Source organism: Corynebacterium aurimucosum ATCC 700975 (assembly GCF_000022905.1).
Lineage (GTDB): Bacteria > Actinomycetota > Actinomycetes > Mycobacteriales > Mycobacteriaceae > Corynebacterium > Corynebacterium aurimucosum_F.
Genome location: NC_012590.1, coordinates 1,447,934 through 1,462,070, shown reverse-complemented (window position 1 = coordinate 1,462,070; position 14,137 = coordinate 1,447,934). Strand labels below are relative to the sequence as shown.

Below are 14,137 nucleotides of genomic sequence, written 5' to 3'. Positions count from 1 at the left end.
TCTTAAATCCAGCCATTAGCTTCGGCACGCCGTGCAGCTTCGAAGCGGTTTCCCGCCCGCGTCTTCGCCATGATGGCGGAGACGTGGTTGCGCACGGTCCCACCACTGAGGTGCAGCTGTGAAGCGATGTCGGCGGAGCCGAGCCCACGGAGTAGCAGGCGACAGACCTCGGCTTCTCTGTCACTCAGAGGATTGTCCGGGGTAAAAAGAATGTCCTGAGCAAGTTGCGGATCGATGACCCGCAAACCGGAATGGACACGGCGGATAGCATCAGCGAGTTCGTCGGGAGGAGTGTCCTTGACCAGAAAGCCATCGACACCTGCTTGGAGCGCGCGCTTGACGTAACCAGAGCGCCCAAACGTGGTGACGATAAGGCTACGGCAGCCAGTTTCTGCGATAGTTTGTGCGGCATCGATGCCGTTCATGCCGGGCATCTCTATATCTAGTAGAGCCACGTCAACGCTGTGCTTAGCGACGAGTGCGGCGACCTCTGTTCCCGAAGCACAGTCCGCAACGACCTCAATGTCCGGTTCGGTGTTGAGCAGTGCAGTGAGCGCTCCGCGGACCAGTGACTGGTCTTCGGCGATAAGCACTCGGATCGAAACTGTCATTGCTGCTGAAACTCCTTTGCCTCGGGGGTGTTTTCAAGAGTCAAGAGGACAGAGGTTAAGCCGTCGCTACGCCGGATTATGAGGTCACCGCCCGCGTCGTCAGCACGGCGGCGAAGACCGGCAAGGCCTGTGAGGCCGGCGGTAAGCGCCTGCTCAGCGTCTTCCGTGAAGCCGCCGCCGTTATCTGTCACTTGCAGGGAGTTTTCGCCTAGGGTCACCCAACACTCCGTGGCACCAGAATGCCGCACCACATTGGTGGTGAGTTCCCGCAATGCCCAGGAGAAAAGAGCCTCATGTGACTGGGGCCGCGTAAAGGTATCGGGAAGGTGGGTTGTGATTCCGGCAGTTTCCAAGATGCGGTGGGCCGCCTGGATCTCACCGGCAAAAGTGGGGTTCTTCATGCGAGTAACTGTGGAGCGGACCTCCGCAAGGGACATCCTTGAGAGAACGCCAATTTCCGCGAGCTCAGTGGCTGCTGTCGACGGATCACGGTCGATCAGGCGGCGGGCTACTTCTGACTTGAGATTGATAACCGTAAGGGTATGACCGAGGAGATCATGAATATCTGCGGCGATGTCTTCACGTTGTTGAGCTAAATCCAAGTCGTGGCGCAGGGCGGTTTCAGTATCTTCGCGCTGAGACAAAGTACCTAGAGTCAAGATGAGCAGCGGCCAGCCGAAGAGGATTAGTGCGAAATCGATAAAGCGCTGTTCCGCGTAAAACCAAAGAGGGATACCAACTACGGCTCCGGTCAGGGCAATGATGATGGATGCTGTCCTGAGCGGTTGTGTAAAGGATACTAAGGCCCCAAGGTAGGGCACGAAGACCACGACCCAGACACCGTGAGAAGGAATGGCAGCAAGTGCGAGTAGCGCGAGGATGATCCACCAGGCGGCTACGCGACGCCGGTAGGACCACCTGTGCGGGTAGGAGTGTAGCGTACCGAAGGCAAGAGAATAGGCCATGCAGAAGACGACGGTGATTGCTACTGCCCAGAAGCGTTGCGCTGCGGAAGTGGTGGGCCGGAAGAGGATTTGAAGTAGCACAGGGAGAAGAAATATCAGCCAGACTGCGGCGAAGGCAGCGTCGTGGGCCTTGAAGCTATTCATCATGCTCGGTTCTTGTCGCGGTTGCGAAGAAGCAAGCACATCCCGACGAATACCACTGTCCATACCGCGATACTAACCCATGCGTACCAGAGAGGATCCTCGATAAAAAGCTGTTGGCCATTGATCATTTGAGCTCCTTCAGACAGCGGCCAACGAGCAAGGGCTTGTGCGCCGTACATGGGGGAGAAGCGTCCTACGTCGAGGAGATTCTCTTTGAGGGGCATAAAGACATTTCCGGCAAAGGCGAGGATGACGATGCTAGAGGAGGCAATGGACACAGTGTTTTCTGAGGGAATGAGCATGGCACAGGCCATTCCATAAAAGCCGAAGGGGATGGCGCAGGCGACGGTAACGAGGAAGCTCAACGCCCATTGATCTGGCTGCAAGTTGGCTTTGGTGAGTGCCCCAGTGATGAAAACGGCAGCGATAGGCAAGATGGCACGAACCGAAATGTTGAGGAAGTGAGCAATGCCTAGCTGAACAGGCCGCAGGGGAGTAAGCGCCAATTGCCGCCCCCACCCTGCGCGGTTCTCTGCGATCATTGAGCCAGCGGCGCCTACAGCACCTGTGGCACCCGCATAGAGCGCCATTCCGATCATGACCAGGGCAGCAACGTTGCCGCCATTGAATTCGATGTCTCCGTATTCCTGCATGGCGCCGAAGAGAATATAGAAGATGATCGGTAGCCCAATGCTAAAGAAGAGCGTTGGTAGGTCGCGGCGTAATCTCTTGAGGTCGTGGCCGGCATAGCGAAGCGTAGCGGCGAGGTTGGGTGATGCCATGCGTGTGTTCATGCTGGTTGTCTCCTTATAGATCGGCGCTAGCCGGGGACGTGTGGGAAAGCTCCAGGAAGGAATCCTCCAAGCTGCGGTCGGCGATGGTGATATCGCGAGCTGCAGTTTCAGTGAGTAGGAAGCGGGCCACAGCGTCAGAGTCCCGTGTCGTGATGGTGAGGCCAGTTTCGGTGCGTTCTAGGTGGACAACTCCCGGAAGATCAGCACTCAAGAGGGAATCTGGCAGCCCATCGGGAAAGGTAGCTCGGACAATCCGAGTGGAATTGGTTCTGCGGATCTCCTCCGTGGAGCCGTCGGCTTGGATCTCGCCCTTGTTCAGCATGACGATGCGCTCGGCAAACGCATCTGCTTCCTCAAGGTAATGAGTAGTAAGGACGATCGTCCGGCCGGATTCAGCCTCGTGGTGCATGGCCTCCCAGAAATGACGCCGTGCGGCGGCATCCATGCCGGCCGTGGGTTCGTCGAGAAGCAACAGCTCCGGATCCCCCAACAGCGCTAAGCCGAACCTCACACGCTGTTGCTCGCCGCCGGAGCATTTCCTGACCCGGCGCGAGAGAATATCGCCCAAGTTCGCGCGCTCAATAATTTCCTTCAATGGGCGGTGGGATGGGAAGGCCGCGCCAAGGAGCTCGAGGGTTTCCTTCACCGTTATATCTGGGAGTAAGCCGCCGGATTGCATGACCGCGCCGATGCGTCCAGTCTTCGCGGCTTCCTTTGGCGAGGTGCCGAGCACGTTGATTGTTCCTGAAGTTGGACTCGTGAGCCCAAGGATGAGGTCGATGAGCGTGGTCTTGCCAGCACCATTCGTACCCAGCAAACCGACGATTTCGCCCCGTTGAATGGTGAGGGAGACGTCGTGAAGCGCTGGCACAGGTTTTCGGGAGGAGGCGTTGAAAACCTAGCCGACGCCCCTGACATCTACGACTGGTGGGAGAGTGGGTGTTGTGCTCATACCTTCACGCTATGGCTGTGAAGTATTCGCAGCGTAGAAGAGGTGTCACCAATCAGGGATGACAGATGTCATGGCTACGGCAGGTCTGCTCCTGGCCATGGCGGGGCTACTCCCCATGGCGGGCCAACAAGAATGCATCCGTACGGTACGGGATGCTAAGCGCTTGCTCGGGGCTAAACCCCATGTGCTCGTAGAGGTACCAATTGAGGTTGTGCGTCATGCGTTCATGGATTTTCTCTCCATTGCGAAGCCAATAGGAGCGGGTATGCATGAGTGAATGCAGATCTTCGGGGCTCAACTCGTGTTCCCACGTTAAGCGCAGTTCATCACGGAGCGTCCACGGATTGCTCAAGGCGGGATAGAAACCGGGACGGTGGACATCACCTGAATGCATGATGCGGGAGAGCCGGAGGATCCATGGGTCAGCGTTAACGTCCAGAGTATTCCACACCAAAAGCACCTTTCCTCCTGGGCGGAGCACTCGGTCAAACTCTGCACAAGCTCGCTCGACATCTACCCAGTGCCAGGTTTGAGCGCAGGTGATGGCGTCGAGGGAGGCGGTTTCCGCAGCTGTGTTCTCAGCAGTGGCGCGCCAGCACGGAATCCCCAGGCGTGCCAATACTCGTGTCATATCAGGGGAGGGATCGCTGGCGTAGACAACGGGATTGTTCAGTGACTCGGTCAGTTTGCCGGTTCCTGCCCCCACGTCGAGGACTGTGTGGGCAGAGGAAATAAGCTGCGATACTTCCGGTGGATATCCAGGACGAGCGTCATGGTAAGCGTCGGCTCCTTGTTGGAAAGCTTGGGCAGAATGCACCCGCTGCTGAGCAGTGCCGAAATTGGGAGACTCCTTTCCGGATGCGCGCCGGTAGCTGGGGTAATGCTCGGGTAGTGGGTGCGGAGAGGGTGTGCCCAAGGAATCAGATGGGTCGGAAGGCAAAGAGCTCATGATGCCCTCAAACTTACCGCGACGCTGCAGGTTCGTGGATGTTGGTGGGATGTTTTAAGGTGGACGAGGATATTTTTCCGATAGTGAACGTGGCGAGGGGAATGATGGGCGAAGATTCCGCAGCGCGGCTGCGCTGGTTGCGTGCGCTCGCTGGGGCTGTCGCCGTTGCGGCAAGTGTCATGGCGTTGGCGTCGTGCAGCTCGCCTGAAGAGGAAGCACCTACGGCAACCTCCTCAACAGAGTGGACAAATGACCTCGGTATCCCACTAGCTCCCATGCTGGTCGGCCCGGAGCCTGGACACACAAAGAAAGTCCGGTTGGCTTCTGGGCGGAGCTTCCTCCTCCACGTGCCTGAAAACTACACGCCTGAACGTTCTTGGCCGGTGCTGCTTTCTTTCCACGGGTATACAGATTCCCCTGAGAATATGGAGCAGTACACCCAGTTCAATGCTGCTCACGCCATCGTTGCTTATCCAGCGGGGGAGAAGGCCGCGTGGGCGCCAGCCCCCTACGCTGCTACTAGCGCGGAAGAAGACCTAGAATTCGTTCGCACCCTCGTGGATAGTTTGCGCTCTACTTATGAAGTGGACGATAACGCCATCTATGCTGCGGGTCTGTCCAACGGCGGTGGATTCGCAGCCTTCTTGGCCTGCCGGATGCCGGGTACTTTTCGTTCTGTAGCGACCGTGTCGGCGGCATACTACGAAGGCATCCATACAGATTGTTCAGATAGACCTGTCGGCCGTTTGGATATCCACGGTACGAAGGATCCCGTGGTTAATTACGAGGGCGGAGTGCGTCATGATACCGCCTATTCTTCAGTAGCAGAGGTGCTTGGGCAGGATCAGCGGCGCAATAAGTGCCGCGGCGACGTCGACTCTGTGCGCCTGACAAACGGTGCCACCAGAGAGACCTGGACTGCCTGTGAAGCACCGCTGCAGCATATCCGCATCGAAGGCGGATCTCACGTATGGCCAGGTGGTAACAACGATACGAAAATCGAGGTCGGGCAAGGATTTGCTACTGATGCGGTACTGGATTTCTTTGGCATCCCTGGGCGCCCAGAAGGCACTGAAGAGCACGGAGTGGCCTAGAACCACTGATGGACGGATCTTTCTATGTCAGAGTGAAGTGATCAAAGGGCACATTGAGTGAGCGAACCCGTGCAAGACAGATATCCGCAACCGTTTCAAAACCCGTTTGGCGCGCGGCGCTGGATGCCTCTGTGGGGGCAGGAATTTGTACTAGGTGGAAAGAGCGCTGGCCACCGTCTTCACGGTTGAGCTCAACGACGGCTTGGGCGGTAGTTCCCGAGCCAGCGAAAAAGTCCACGACTACCGCGTCTGGACCGCCAGCGATTGAGATGAGGTGTTTGATAAGCCGTACTGGTTTTGGGAAATCAAAGACACCCGTTGTGCCAAGCGCCTCCTCGGCATCTCGGCGGCCCGTGCGCGTGACCCCGAACCGTTCCCCGTCCAGGATGGAGCGAGGCCGTGCACCTTTCTTTTCGTAGTTCTTGGTGTAGACAAAACCGCGCCTGAACACCAACTCATCGTAGTGCTCAGTGACTTTGTCCTTACCCCACCGCCAGCGGGCAACCTTTGTTTTTCCTTCTGGCTGATGGGGCCAGTACTCGCGGCCATCGGGGGCAACGATGGGAAAATCCAGACTGGGCAAGTAGCCTAGGGTTTTTGAGTCCAGCCGGACAAGGGAGTAATTGCCTTTTTCGTCGCTGTGGTTGTAGCGGGTTGAGGTCTGCGCCTCCATATCCACGTTGAACCCGTTGTTCGCTGAGGACTTGGCGTAGCATAGGACGTATTCGTGCTCTAATACGGCATACTTCGAGTCATTCTTGCCGGTCCCGCCCTTCTTCCAAATGAGTTGGCCTGCAAAGCAATCCTCCCCAAAAACTTCATTAAGGATCAGACGCAGATGGGCGCACTCCGATTCGCCGATGGACACCAGGATGAAGCCTGTATCAGCAAGAACCTCACGCGCGAGAATCAAGCGCGGCAACATCATGGAAAGCCATTCGGCATGCCATTGACCAAAATGCTCTGAGCGCATGTCGCGGCGCTGCCGGAAGTTGTCGCGATAGACAAAGTCTTTACCAGTGTTATACGGCGGGTCGATGTATATGACATCCGCGCGTAAACCCCGTGCGATAAAATCATTCAGCGCTGCTAGATTATCTGCCACGTTAACGCTGTTGGGGGATGAACCACGGCCGCTGATGAGCGTTCGTTTGCTTAGAACTTCTTCTTTGGCCAGCGCAGCAGCTTGTTCCTTACCCGGCCAGACAAGGCCGAATCCTGATTCCGTCCCTGTAGAAGCGCTCTTCACGGAGGAAGGTGAGCTGTGGCGAGAGTGTAGGGCAGGACGAGAAGCAGGGGTGGAATGAGACGAAGGCATCGTGGTGATTGCTGTGATGGTGATAGAGGTTAAGGGTTAACAGGGCGATTAGGATCAGACGCTCTATATTCGCCTCATGCGACGAAGAGTGAAAAGAGCACATAGAGAATTGTGTCTCAGAGTACAAGCCTTCACAAATGAGAGGGTGACGGCAAGCGCTAAGTTGTTGAACGAAAAGGGGTAGATGGTGGGGGTGGGGCAACGATCCCTTTCTTAACTTTCTCAGAGTGCAGGATTTCGCATAGGCATTGTACTGTTGACGGCGTCAATCAATAACTTTTGTGGCGAAGAGTCTGGGGCGTCGGTACGGTGGGGTGACATGCTGGCGTGCAGGCCGAGTGTAGCGACCATAGTGCATTTGTTCTCTGTGTAGGGAGCTGAGGAAAGCTTCTTGCGATAGCAGGAATCACTCGGACGTGGATGTATTCGGCTGTTGGTGGCCAGCACTGTTAGAAATAGTGATTCAACGAAAGGACCGTAGAAATGGGTATTTTTGACAAGGCAAAGGACGCACTGAACACCGATAAGGGTGAGCAGATTTCGGATAGCGCACTGGACAAGGGTGCGGACCTGGCTAAGAGAAAGCTGGGCGAGGACAAGGCAGATAAGATTGATTCCGCGCGTGACCAGCTTGATGAGCGCATCGGCAACCAGGGCGCTGAGGCTCCCAAGGGTGATGAGCAGGAGTAAGCTCTTCGCCTCACCGGCATGGCAGCTTTGGACAGCTGGGCATGCCGTGCAACCCAAAAGGTCCTGTCCGTGAGGCGGACAGGACTGTATAAGTTTTGTGGAGATGCATAGTTCTTTGCGCGTTTGGCCCGGTCACGGAGTCATAGGCGCTGGGCTGAACACTGTGAAAAATCTATAAATATTCCTATCTTGCGTTTATGGAACTAAAAACGGCTATTTCCTAGGTAGGCTAATCACTGTGATTACTTCAGTAGGTGTGGAACGCGGTAACCGGCCCTCTCGGCAGCTACTTATTGAGCAAGCCGGCCGGGTCATTGCCAAGGCGGGCATTGATGAAGTCCGCCTTCGCGAGGTAGCAGACCAAGTCGATGTTCCCTTTGCGGAAGCTCAGGCGCTATTTGCATCTGAGGCTGAACTTGTTGACGCCACTAAACACTCACTCAATGATGCATTGACCTCAGTAGTCGATTTGCATCTAGAACGCCTACCTGAAAATGCAACTGCAGTGGATAAGCTCCGGGCCACAGGTCTGTCTTATTTTTCTTTTGCGGTTGAGGACCCTTCCGCCTTCGCAGCATTTACTGCAGTCCACGCAACTCCGCGGTTGGGGCTTACAGCGGAGGAATTCGCCGATCCCGATGGGCGCGCTGAGAAGTGCCCTATTATGCGAATCCTTTTTGAGCTGACTGAAGAAGCGATTAAGGAATCTGGCGCCCCAGAGCTTGATGCAAAGGGGACGCTACTTTCAGCGTTGTCTATCTTCTCGCATTTGCACGGCGTAACGCAGCTCGCTGCTGAAGGAATCCTGCGCTACCTTTCGCCAGCAGCAAAGAAACAGACGTTTAGTGCTGTTATGGATACTCTCAGCGTTGGGCTTTACCCGTTCTTTAGGGGTGAGCGCATTGAACGCACCATTCCTGATGGCTTGGTGGGGGAGCAGCCGGAAGCGCTTTTGACAAAGGCTAAGGATCTTCCACGCGCGACAGAAGAAGAGCAGCGTTCGGCGCTACTTCGGGGTGCTGTCGAGGAAGTTCTTGATCGTGGTGTAACCGGGCTGCACATTGGAGGGGCTGCGAATCGCGCAGGTCTCAGAGTTCAAGAGGCTGAGCACCTTATTGAAAGTGATCAAGAGCTGGCTAGCTACCTCGAACGCTTTCTGGACAAAATTAATTATGAGTTCATCTATCGCCAGGTCGCTGCTCTGCCGGAAGGCTCCAGTGCCATATCCAAGATCAAGGCCACTGGTTATGGGTATGTTTCGCACGCTCTGTATGACCCTCAAGGATTCGATGCTCTGATCAAGATCGCATCTGGGCCAATTGTTCCCATGTCATTCGAAGATGACTTCCTCCCGAATGCAAACAAGGCGGTCGAGCTCAAGCGCGACTTTAGCGAATTTGGACAAGCCTTTGGCTTCATTATGTCTCTTGTACGCGAGGTTATCGACGAGGTTGATGGGCCTCGCACTCCATGGGTACTTTTCACCCTAGTTATCTCGGTGTGGGCTGGCGCTCACGGTCTCTCCATGCTGAGCACGAAGGGACCATTGCGAGGTTATGATCCGGACTTTATTTTTGAGGTCCTCACTCAGTACATGGATATTGAATTTGGCGGCATCATGCGAAGCCTCAGCGGAATGGACAATTAGTTCGTGTGAGTGTTTCACTCGAATTTGGTCCGCGTTTGATTGGGGACAACCCTCATCCTCTCGGGGCTGCCGTCTCGTTCCAAACGGCGGGCCCTACGAGTTGAGAGGGCTGAGCATTAATCCAAATGCTTTAGCAATGGCTGGAGAGGCTTTGGCAGAGTGCATGGGAGTTGAAGCCGCCAGATTAATACTTAAGCCAGCGAACTGTGCTGGGGGCGAGGGGCGCCGGCAAGCACAGCGCCCGTACTGTATCGCTAGCTGAAGGCTATGACCGCTACATGGCTTTAAATACCACTGCTTATTTTTCTTTCCCCGGCAATGCGCGCGAAATGCTGGAGTTTTATCACTCCGTCTTCGGAGGGGAGCTAGAGATCCTCACCTACGGAGAACAACTCGACAACGGCGTCCAATTCCCCTTTGATCCGCCCCGTAAGGCGGTTGCACACGCTACGCTCCAGGGGCCATTTACCCTTGGCGGTGGTGATGACTTGCAGAACTCTCGTGATCGCGTAAATCCTGGCGATATTGGATTCACCGTGGAATCGGATTCTGTGGAAGAGGCGGAGAAGATTTATGCCGCGCTCGCCGCGGAAGGGAAGCCTTCCATGCCCTTTGCCCAAGCTCCTTGGGGTGATTACTTCGGCATGGTCGTCGACCGTTTCGGAGTGGGCTTTAATATCACCGTTCCTGCGAGCGCCGTCAACGACAACGGGCTAGGCAACACAAAGGGCTGGTCAGAAAAGCTCTGACCAGCCTGAATGCTGTCGGACTAACAGGATTTGAACCTGCGACCCCTACACCCCCAGTGTAGTGCGCTACCAAACTGCGCCATAGTCCGCCGCCGCACCGTTTGGTGCAACTGCTACAGATTACACCAGTAGTATTCGCTTCGACAAATCCCTGTTCATCCTTTGTTTTAGCGGCAGCTAAAGCTCGCCGGAGGAATAGACCCACTGCCCGTCTTGCCGGCGGAAAGAGGAGCGCTCCCGTTGAGATCCCTTGGCAGCGCCCTTGTAGAAGGCCTCGAATTCCACGATGCCGGTCTGGTCCAAGGGGCCACCCGCGACGGTGTCGATAATGTCGAGGCGATAAAAGCGAATGCCGGTCTCGGCAAGATCAAGACGTTCGGGGCGAGTTTCGGGGTCCCACGTGCGCAGCAAATAGTCCTCGTCGCCGGTGACGAAAGCACTGAAACGTGAGCGCATCAGTGCTTCTGCCGAGGGGGCAGGCGTGCCCGCGTGGTAGCGCGAGCAGCACTCGCCAAACGTTAAACCGGTGCCGCAGGGGCAGCGGGCGGCGGGGTCAAGTGGATTGAGAACGATCATGGGTGGTCTATCCCGCAGTGGTTCTCACAGTGGTGGTGACATCCACTGTGAGAAGGGGATCGATGGTGGATGCTGCGGCGGCGTCGCCAAGCGCGCGTTGTTGGTCCGCAGTCAAAGAGGCTGGGAGTGTCACCGTACGTGCAAAACGAGTCTCGGATTCTTGGGTAACGGTGACGGACACCGATTCAAGAGCCTTTGCATCGATTTTGTGCGCCTTGCCCGCTGCCATGATGGCCTGGGTGCTTGCTGCAGCCACTGCTGACATAAGAAGGCCTTCTGCGGTAAACCCTTGCCCTTTGCCGCCGTTCTTCTTCGTGCGGTCAGCGCTCACAGACCGGTTATTGTGGCGCACGACGACGCCCATCCTGGTTCCTACTGCCGGGATGGCTAGTGCTGAATCATCAGCGACCGCTGCGGGAAGATTTTCCGGGACAACGAACTGCTCCGCCCACGCGCCAATGAGATCGGCCGCGCGGGCTGCTGCGCCTTGTTTAGTTAGGAGGTGATCAGCCTTGTCCAAAGCGACGAGGGACTTGGGGTAGCGCGTGGTGCGGAAGATGTTCTGGGCGTTATCGATGCCGACGGTCTGATCAATCGGGGAGTGCAGCACCATGAGAGGCTTGCGCAGACGCGGAAGGTACGCCTCCGGGTTGGTATCAGCAAGATCTTCGAGGAAAAGGCGCGAAATGGTCAGCGCGCGGCCGCCCAAGGTGACCTCTACCTCGCCATTGGCATCGACCTGGCCAATCTTGTCGGCGTAGTGCAGCACAGAGTGCGCGGGATCGAATGGAGCGCCAATGGTGGCGACGGCCTTGAGGGAACGAATGTCATTGGCTGCTGCGAGAGCGGCCGCGCCGCCCAGCGAGTGGCCCATGAGGAGCTGCGGCGCGGAATAATTCTTGGCCAGCCAGTCGGCGGCGGCCTGGATATCGGCAACATTTTGGCTGAAACATGTGTCCGCGAAATTTCCTTCGGATTGGCCTAAGCCAGGAAAATCGAAGCGCAGGGTAGCGATGCCAAAGTTAGTCAGCTGCTTGCTCACGCGGGCAGCGCCAGGGGTATGGCGCGAGCCGGCAAAGCAGTGCGCAAAGATGGCGAAGGCTTGCGGAGGGGAGTCAGGGAAGTCGATGGTTCCGGCCATCGTGGTACCGGTGCTGGAGGGGAGCGACACGTTCACGGATTGCATGACCATAAGGATATAAGGGCGAACGCACGCCTGCGAACCGGGGTTGACTAGAGTCGATAGAAGACCTGTATGACGCACAAGGATGGAGGAGTGCTCATGGGCGCATTCGATTGGTTCTGGAAAGCAATGGGCGCGCAGTCCGAACGCAACAATAAGAAGTCGAAAGCCGTTGTAACGGCCGCAGATTCCGCGGTGGAGGATATCGCGAACCTGTCGGATACTGAGGTTGCCGCCACCGCACGGGAGTGCGTGAAGGACGGCAAGATCGCGGATAAGTCCCGCTTCCTCGCAGCCCTGGCCGTGGCCAGTGAACGCAAGCTTGGCATGCGTCCTTTTACAGTCCAATCCCAAGCTGTGCTGCGACTTCTTGAAGGTGACGTTATCCAGATGGCCACCGGCGAGGGAAAGACGCTGGTGGGCGCCATGGCCGCGACTGGTTTCGCGCTCACCGGTAAGCGCGTGCACCTGGTGACAGTCAACAATTATCTAGCAGCGCGTGATGCCGAATGGATGCGCCCGCTCGTGGAATTCTTTGGACTCACGGTGGCCTCTGTAACGGAGAAGCTCGGCCCGGAAGAACGCCGCGCGGCCTACCTATCCGACATCATCTATGCGCCAGTCAATGAGCTCGGTTTCGACGTGCTACGGGATAACCAGATCACGTCCCGCGAGCAGACGGTGCAAGCGCGCGCGGATGTGGCGTTGGTGGATGAAGCGGATTCTGTGCTTGTCGACGAAGCCCTCGTCCCCCTCGTCCTCGCCGGAAATCGCCCCGGTGAGGAATCTACGGGCCACATCACCAACGTGGTCTCCCGGCTGCGCGAGGAGCAGGACTACGTTATCGCGGAGGATGGGCGCACGGTAGCGCTCACCGATGAGGGTGCGGCACGCGTGGAGCGCGAATTGGGCCTCGACTCTCTCTACTCGGAGGAGAACATCGGCTCCGTGCTAGTTAAAGTCAACTTGGCGCTGCACGCTAAGGCATTGCTTATCCGCGATATTCACTACATCATCACGGAAGGAAAGCTGCAGCTTATCGACGCCTCCCGCGGCCGCGTCGCCGAACTGCAGCGCTGGCCGGATGGCCTTCAAGCGGCGGTGGAGGCCAAGGAAGGCTTGGAAGTATCGGAAGGCGGGCGCATCCTCGACACCATTACGCTCCAGGAGCTCATGCGGCGCTATCCGCTGGTGTGCGGCATGACCGGTACCGCAGTGGAGGCAACAGACCAACTGCGTCAGTTTTATGACCTGCACGTCTCCGTCATCGACCGTAACAAGGAACTGCAGCGCTTCGACGAAGATGACCGCATTTATGCCTCGGTGGATGAGAAATCCCGTGCCATCGTCAATGAGATCGTGGCAATCAATAGCACTGGTCAGCCGGTGCTCGTGGGTACCCACGACGTTGCTGAATCAGAAGACCTCGCCGAAGCCCTCCGTGAACGGGGGATTACGGTCAACGTCCTCAACGCCAAGAATGACGAGGACGAGGCGCGCATCGTTGCGGAAGCAGGTGACGTGGGGCGAGTGACCGTGTCCACCCAAATGGCGGGCCGCGGCACCGATATCAAGCTTGGCGGCGCGGATGAGTCAGACCGTGAAGCCGTTGTTGAAAAGGGCGGATTGGCAGTGCTCGGCACCTCGCGGCACCGCTCCTCTCGTTTGGATAACCAGTTGCGCGGGCGTGCAGGCCGCCAAGGAGATCCCGGGAAGTCTCTCTTCTTTGTCTCCTTGGAGGATGACGTGGTCAAACAGGGTGGGGAAGATGAATCCTTGTCCGCACGACCTGATGCCAACGGGCTCATCGATTCCAAGCGTGTGCGGGACTTCATCGCCCACTGCCAGCGCGTGACGGAGGGTCAACTGCTGGAGATCCACGCGCAGACCTGGAAATACAACCAGTTGCTCGCGGACCAGCGTATCATTATCGATGAACGCCGTGCCAAGCTGCTCGATACCGATCAAGCCTGGCGGGAGCTGGCTGAACGGGCGCCCGAACGTGCAGTCGAGCTTGGCGAGGTCCCCGCGGAGGCTCGGGAGCGAGCCGCCCGCGAGATTATGCTGTATCACCTAGATTTGGCGTGGGCCGACCACCTGGAGCTGATGGACGACGTTCGTGAATCCATCCACTTGCGCGCCATTGCTCGCGAAACGCCTATCGACGAGTACCACCGCATCGCGGTGCGTGAATTTAAGGACTTGGCGCAGCGGGCAGTTGATGATGCTCTTGATACTTTTAAGACTGTGCTTATTGATTCTGAGGGTGCCCACCTAGAGGATCATGGGCTGTCCCGACCGAGCGCCACGTGGACTTATATGGTCTCTGATAACCCACTATCTGGGGGCGGAAACTCCGTGCTCAAGGGCATAGGAAACATTTTCCGCTAATGTAAATGCGCCAGAGGTGACTCGCGCGGACAGCGGAGTCGCTAATATGGAATGAGTCAACATCGATCCGACC

13 protein-coding genes and 1 tRNA gene are annotated in these 14,137 nt (G+C 57.0%); 5 read left to right on the top strand and 9 right to left on the bottom strand.

The window, feature by feature from the left end; all coding sequences use genetic code 11:
• Nucleotides 1-2: 2 nt before the first annotated feature.
• The 5 genes from CAURI_RS06875 to CAURI_RS06855 form a co-directional block, all read right to left on the bottom strand.
• On the bottom strand, nucleotides 3-611 hold the full coding sequence (locus tag CAURI_RS06875; RefSeq protein WP_010186507.1) for a response regulator transcription factor: 609 nt from the start codon (nucleotides 609-611) through the stop codon (nucleotides 3-5).
• Complete coding sequence (locus CAURI_RS06870; protein ID WP_012715052.1) at nucleotides 608-1,723, bottom strand: sensor histidine kinase; 1,116 nt, start codon at nucleotides 1,721-1,723, stop codon at nucleotides 608-610. Before CAURI_RS06870 ends, CAURI_RS06875 begins: the two co-directional genes overlap by 4 nt.
• Nucleotides 1,720-2,514 carry an ABC transporter permease gene (locus CAURI_RS06865; RefSeq protein WP_010186511.1) on the bottom strand — a complete coding sequence of 265 codons (795 nt, stop codon included), beginning with the start codon at nucleotides 2,512-2,514 and terminating at the stop codon, nucleotides 1,720-1,722. The genes CAURI_RS06870 and CAURI_RS06865 overlap by 4 nt, the downstream gene beginning before the upstream one ends.
• A 13-nt stretch (nucleotides 2,515-2,527) precedes the next feature.
• On the bottom strand, nucleotides 2,528-3,385 hold the full coding sequence (locus tag CAURI_RS06860) for an ABC transporter ATP-binding protein (RefSeq protein WP_010186513.1): 858 nt from the start codon (nucleotides 3,383-3,385) through the stop codon (nucleotides 2,528-2,530).
• Between the two features lie 187 nt (nucleotides 3,386-3,572).
• Nucleotides 3,573-4,415, bottom strand: coding sequence for a class I SAM-dependent methyltransferase (locus CAURI_RS06855; protein ID WP_012715051.1), 843 nt, complete (start codon nucleotides 4,413-4,415; stop codon nucleotides 3,573-3,575).
• 101 nt (nucleotides 4,416-4,516) lie between these two features.
• Between CAURI_RS06855 and CAURI_RS06850 the strand changes: the two genes are divergently transcribed.
• Nucleotides 4,517-5,509 carry a CE1 family esterase gene (locus tag CAURI_RS06850; protein ID WP_236660820.1) on the top strand — a complete coding sequence of 331 codons (993 nt, stop codon included), beginning with the start codon at nucleotides 4,517-4,519 and terminating at the stop codon, nucleotides 5,507-5,509.
• Between the two features lie 22 nt (nucleotides 5,510-5,531).
• On the opposite strand, the gene CAURI_RS06845 is transcribed toward CAURI_RS06850, so the two are convergent.
• Entirely contained in the window at nucleotides 5,532-6,827 is a 1,296-nt protein-coding gene (locus CAURI_RS06845; protein WP_012715049.1) for a site-specific DNA-methyltransferase, read from the bottom strand.
• 483 nt (nucleotides 6,828-7,310) lie between these two features.
• On the opposite strand from CAURI_RS06845, the gene CAURI_RS06840 reads away from it, so the two are divergent.
• From CAURI_RS06840 to CAURI_RS06830, 3 genes are all read left to right on the top strand, one after another.
• On the top strand, nucleotides 7,311-7,517 hold the full coding sequence (locus tag CAURI_RS06840) for an antitoxin (protein ID WP_010186521.1): 207 nt from the start codon (nucleotides 7,311-7,313) through the stop codon (nucleotides 7,515-7,517).
• Nucleotides 7,518-7,755: 238 nt separating this feature from the next.
• A complete protein-coding gene (locus CAURI_RS06835; RefSeq protein ID WP_010186523.1) occupies nucleotides 7,756-9,165 on the top strand; it encodes a WHG domain-containing protein in 1,410 nt (469 codons plus the stop codon).
• Nucleotides 9,166-9,443: 278 nt separating this feature from the next.
• Nucleotides 9,444-9,914: a VOC family protein gene (locus tag CAURI_RS06830; protein WP_010186525.1), complete on the top strand. Its 471-nt coding sequence runs from the start codon at nucleotides 9,444-9,446 to the stop codon at nucleotides 9,912-9,914.
• Nucleotides 9,915-9,929: 15 nt separating this feature from the next.
• On the opposite strand, the gene CAURI_RS06825 is transcribed toward CAURI_RS06830, so the two are convergent.
• The 3 genes from CAURI_RS06825 to CAURI_RS06815 form a co-directional block, all read right to left on the bottom strand.
• Nucleotides 9,930-10,003: transfer RNA gene (locus tag CAURI_RS06825), tRNA-Pro, on the bottom strand.
• A gap of 88 nt (nucleotides 10,004-10,091) precedes the next feature.
• Nucleotides 10,092-10,490: a YchJ family protein gene (locus CAURI_RS06820; protein ID WP_010186527.1), complete on the bottom strand. Its 399-nt coding sequence runs from the start codon at nucleotides 10,488-10,490 to the stop codon at nucleotides 10,092-10,094.
• A 7-nt stretch (nucleotides 10,491-10,497) separates the two neighbouring features.
• A complete protein-coding gene (locus tag CAURI_RS06815; RefSeq protein WP_174878615.1) occupies nucleotides 10,498-11,676 on the bottom strand; it encodes a bifunctional alpha/beta hydrolase/OsmC family protein in 1,179 nt (392 codons plus the stop codon).
• 96 nt (nucleotides 11,677-11,772) lie between these two features.
• Between CAURI_RS06815 and secA2 the strand changes: the two genes are divergently transcribed.
• The gene (secA2, locus tag CAURI_RS06810; protein WP_010186531.1) at nucleotides 11,773-14,064 is read left to right on the top strand and encodes an accessory Sec system translocase SecA2; all 2,292 of its coding nucleotides are present in this window, start codon (nucleotides 11,773-11,775) and stop codon (nucleotides 14,062-14,064) included.
• The last annotated feature ends 73 nt before the right edge of the window (nucleotides 14,065-14,137 follow it).